At 27.0% G+C, this 572-nt stretch carries 1 protein-coding gene; it reads right to left on the minus strand.

Features of this window, described 5'->3' with window-relative positions; all coding sequences use genetic code 11:
• On the minus strand, positions 1–572 hold a 572-nt coding region (locus GQX97_RS14245; protein ID WP_198391271.1), incomplete at both ends, for a glucuronate isomerase.

Genomic DNA, 572 nt, shown 5'->3' on the forward strand with positions numbered 1-572 from the left:
CAGACATTTCTATATTTATAGCTTTATCCGGTCTAAAAGATGGTACTACTTTTGTATCAATCTTTCCTATTTTTGATTTACCTTCATTAATTAATTTATGATATTCTAAATTATCTATTGGGTCATCGGTTGTGCCTATTGTATGAACTCTAAATTTTTTAAGAATATCTTTAACAGTCATACTCTCTAATTTTTCATTTGCTTTTTTCCATATTAAATCAGCATTATCTTCGTTAATAATTTCAYAAATATCAAAATACCTCTGAAGCTCCAAATGACTCCAATGATAGAGAGGATTACCTATTAAGTTAGATAATGTTTTAACCCAAGCAATAAACTTATCATAATCATCTCCATTACCTGTAATAAACTTTTCATCTATACCATTAGCCCTCATCATTCTCCATTTATAATGGTCATTGTAAAGCCAAATCTCTGTTAGATTATTAAATTTTTTATTTTCAAAAATTTCTTTCGGATTAAGATGACAATGATAATCAAATATAGGACATTTGCAAGCATAATTATAAAAAAGAGTTTTTGCAGTTTCACTTCCCAATAAAAAATCTTCA

Source organism: Brachyspira sp. SAP_772, from assembly GCF_009755885.1.
GTDB lineage: Bacteria > Spirochaetota > Brachyspiria > Brachyspirales > Brachyspiraceae > Brachyspira.